General features: G+C 67.3%; 3 protein-coding genes and 1 pseudogene. 3 read left to right on the top strand and 1 reads right to left on the bottom strand.

Annotated elements, in window-relative coordinates:
* Nucleotides 1–577: S16 family serine protease (locus AOK08_RS34770; RefSeq protein ID WP_338400166.1), on the top strand; the 577-nt coding region annotated here is incomplete at its 5' end.
* A gap of 61 nt (nucleotides 578–638) precedes the next feature.
* Here AOK08_RS34770 and AOK08_RS34765 read toward each other — a convergent pair.
* Nucleotides 639–1184, bottom strand: a complete 546-nt coding sequence (locus AOK08_RS34765) for a PPA1309 family protein (protein WP_055533450.1) — start codon at nucleotides 1182–1184, stop codon at nucleotides 639–641.
* Nucleotides 1185–1349: 165 nt separating this feature from the next.
* Between AOK08_RS34765 and AOK08_RS47905 the strand changes: the two are divergent.
* Nucleotides 1350–2478, top strand: a pseudogene (locus AOK08_RS47905) (UPF0182 family protein); the annotation flags it as partial.
* A 2-nt stretch (nucleotides 2479–2480) separates the two neighbouring features.
* On the top strand, nucleotides 2481–3484 hold a 1004-nt coding region (locus AOK08_RS47900), incomplete at both ends, for a UPF0182 family protein (RefSeq protein WP_241827216.1).

The following is a 3484-nucleotide window of genomic DNA, read 5'->3' as shown; positions in this document are numbered from 1 at the left end:
CGGCGACGTCGCCAAGCTGGTGACCAAGCACAAGGCCGGCGAGAAGGTCGTCTTCACCATCGTGCCCGCAGCCGAGCAGGCCGCCGCCGAGAAGGCGCACCGGGCGGCCACCAAGACGCAGGACATCACCGTCACCACGACGAAGTCCGCCGACGACGGAGCCGAACGCGCCATCGTCGGGATCTCCGCGGGGACCGACCACACCTTCCCGTTCACCGTCGACATCAAGCTCGCCGATGTCGGCGGGCCCAGTGCGGGGCTCATGTTCGCCCTCGGCATCTACGACAAGCTGACGCCCGGAAGCCTCACCGGCGGCAAGTTCGTGGCCGGCACCGGCACCATCGACGATGACGGCAAGGTCGGCCCCATCGGCGGCATCGAGCTGAAGACCGTCGGCGCCCGGGACAAGGGAGCTCAGTACTTCCTGACGCCGGCCGACAACTGCGCGGCCGCCGCCAAGGACACCCCCGACGGGCTCACTCTCGTCAAGGTGGGCACCATCGGCGACGCGCTGAACGCCCTCAAGGACATCCGCTCCGGTGACACCGGTGATCTGCCGAAGTGCACCACCAAGTAGGCGGCACCGGGTAGCCAGGCGATACCGGTGGGCAGTCCGTAGGACCGCCCACCCGTTTTCGCTAGTCCGCGAACGTCGCCGACAGGGCCTCCGCCAGGCCCGGTACCAGGCCCGAGCCCGTGAGCACCTCCGTCGCAGCGTCCTTCTCGCGCAGGCGCACCGCCGAGTCCCGTGTGCCGTCGCGCAGCACCCCGACCGTCATCCGGACCTCCTGACGGTCCGGGTGCGCGGCGACCCAGGCCGTCAGCTTCTTGTCGCTCAGCCCCTGCGGGACCGACGCCTCCGCGGACGGCGGGAGCATCAGACGCTCGACGGTGAGTGCGCAGCCGACCACCGCGTCCGGCCAGGCGATGGTGGCGAGGAACTCGTCCAGCGGTTTGCCCGCCGGGATCTCCTCCTGCTCGATCGGGGTGAGACCTGCGGTGGTCTCCTGCTCTTCCGCCAGGCCGAGCTGGGCCGCGAGGACCGGTTCCTGGACCCGCAGCCGGGCGGTGTCTACGAGGGCGAAGAGACGAGCCGGCTGGTCCCAGCCGAGGCCGGAGGCGTACTCGTCGATCTCGAGTACGGCCCGGGTGAGCGGGTTCGCCGCCATGGGAGTGTTGGACATGGTCACAATCCTGCCTCGTTCATGGCCCGAACCGGGAACCGAGTAAAGCGTGAGTAAGTTGCATAGGTGAGGCCTCTACGATCACGAGGCCTGACGGATGGTCCGCGATCACGGGGGCCTGACGGACCGACAGCGACTTTTGAGGTGCCGACCTTGGCTTTCCAGATGCCGGACCGCGGCGGAGGCCCGCAGGGGCCACGGATCAGAGTGGGCCGCCCGTCCCGGCGCGTCCGGACCCTGCTCATGACGCTGGGCGTCCTTGCCGTCCTCGGCATGGCGTTCATCATGTTCGCGGGTTTCTGGACGGACTGGCTCTGGTACCGCTCGGTCAACTACTCCTCGGTGTTCACGACCACACTGTGGACCAAGATCGGCCTCTTCTCCGTCTTCGGTCTGCTGATGGCGACCGCGGTGGGCGTGAACATCTGGCTGGCGCACCGGCTGCGCCCGCCGCTGAGCGCCATGTCGATGGAGCAGCAGAGCCTCGACCGGTACCGCATGGGCATCGCCCCGTACAAGAAGTGGCTGCTGCTCGGTATCACCGCCCTGGTCGGTCTGATCGCGGGCGCCTCGGCGTCCGGGCAGTGGCGGACCTGGCTGATGTGGGTCAACGGGGTGTCCTTCGGACAGAAGGACCCCCAGTTCGGTCTGGACGTGTCGTTCTACGCCTTCGACCTGCCCTGGTACCGCTTCATGCTGGGCTTCGGCTTCGCGGCCACGATCCTCTCCCTGATCGCCGCCGCCCTCACCCACTATCTGTACGGCGGCCTCCGCGTCACCAGCCCGGGGGCCCGCGCCACGGCCGCGGCGACCGGACACCTGTCCGTGCTGCTGGGCGTCTTCGTCGCCCTCAAGGCGGTCGCGTACTGGCTCGACCGGTACGGCCTCGCGGTGAAGTCGAGTGACTTCAAGGCGACCGGCAACTGGACGGGCCTGCGGTACGTCGACGCCAACGCCTATCTGCCGGCCAAGACGATCCTGTTCTGCATCGCCATCATCTGCTCGCTGCTGTTCTTCGCGACCCTGTGGCGGCGTACCTGGCAGCTGCCCGTCATCGGCTTCGGGCTGATGGTCCTCTCGGCCATCCTCATCGGCGGGCTGTACCCGGCGATCGTCCAGAAGTTCCAGGTCCAGCCGAACGAGCAGGCGAAGGAAGCCCCGTACGTCGAGAAGAACCTGAAGGCGACGCGCGAGGCGTACGGCATCGACGGCGCCAAGGTCAGCGAGTACCCCGGCCGCAGCGACACCAAGGACAAGAGCAAGCTGCGCGACGACGTCGACGCCACGGCGAGCANNCGACGTTCCAGCAGCTCCAGCAGATGCGCAACTACTACGCGTTCCCGACCAACCTGGACGTCGACCGGTACACCAAGGACGGCAAGGACCAGGACACGGTCATCGGTCTGCGCGAGCTGAACCTCAACGGCATTCCGAAGAACAACTGGATCAACGACCACTTCCGCTACACGCACGGATTCGGTGTGGTCGCGGCTAAGGGCACCACGGCCGACGAGGGCCGCCCGGTCTTCACCGAGTCCGACCTGCCGTCCACGGGCGACCTCGGGACGTACCAGCAGCGGATCTACTACGGCGAGAAGACCAACCAGTACTCGATCGTCGGCGGTCCCCAGAAGGAGATCGACTACTCCGACGACACCGGTGAGAAGACGACCAGCTACAAGGCGAAGAGCGGCGTCAACCTCTCCAACCCGATCAACCGCGCCGCGTACGCCGTCGCGTTCAGCGAGCCGCAGATCCTCTACTCCGGTGCCATCGGCAAGGGTTCGCGGATTCTGTACAACCGCACGCCCAAGGAGCGCGTCGAGGCGGTCGCGCCCTGGCTGACCATCGACGGCGACGCCTACCCGGCCGTGGTCGACGGCCAGATCCAGTGGATCGTCGACGCGTACACGACGACGAACGGCTATCCGTACGCCTCCCGCACCACCCTGGGCGACACGACGGCCGACTCCCTCACCGCCAACAACAACCAACGTGCGGTGGTGGCCCAGCAGAACCAGGTCAACTACATCCGCAACTCGGTGAAGGCGACCGTCGACGCGTACACCGGCGAGGTCAAGCTCTACCAGTGGGACACCAAGGACCCCGTCCTGAAGACCTGGATGAAGGCCTTCCCGAAGACGGTCGAGCCGAAGAGCGACATCTCGGCCTCGCTGATGGCCCATCTCCGGTACCCGCAGGACCTGTTCAAGGTCCAGCGCGAGCTGCTGACCCGCTACCACGTGGCGGACGCGGATACGTTCCTCAGCGGCTCCGAGGTGTGGCAGGTGCCGGACGAC

This window comes from Streptomyces graminilatus (assembly GCF_001418565.1).
GTDB lineage: Bacteria > Actinomycetota > Actinomycetes > Streptomycetales > Streptomycetaceae > Streptomyces > Streptomyces graminilatus.
The sequence above is the reverse complement of the archived record's forward strand: the minus strand, read 5'-3'. Positions and strand labels throughout refer to the sequence as shown.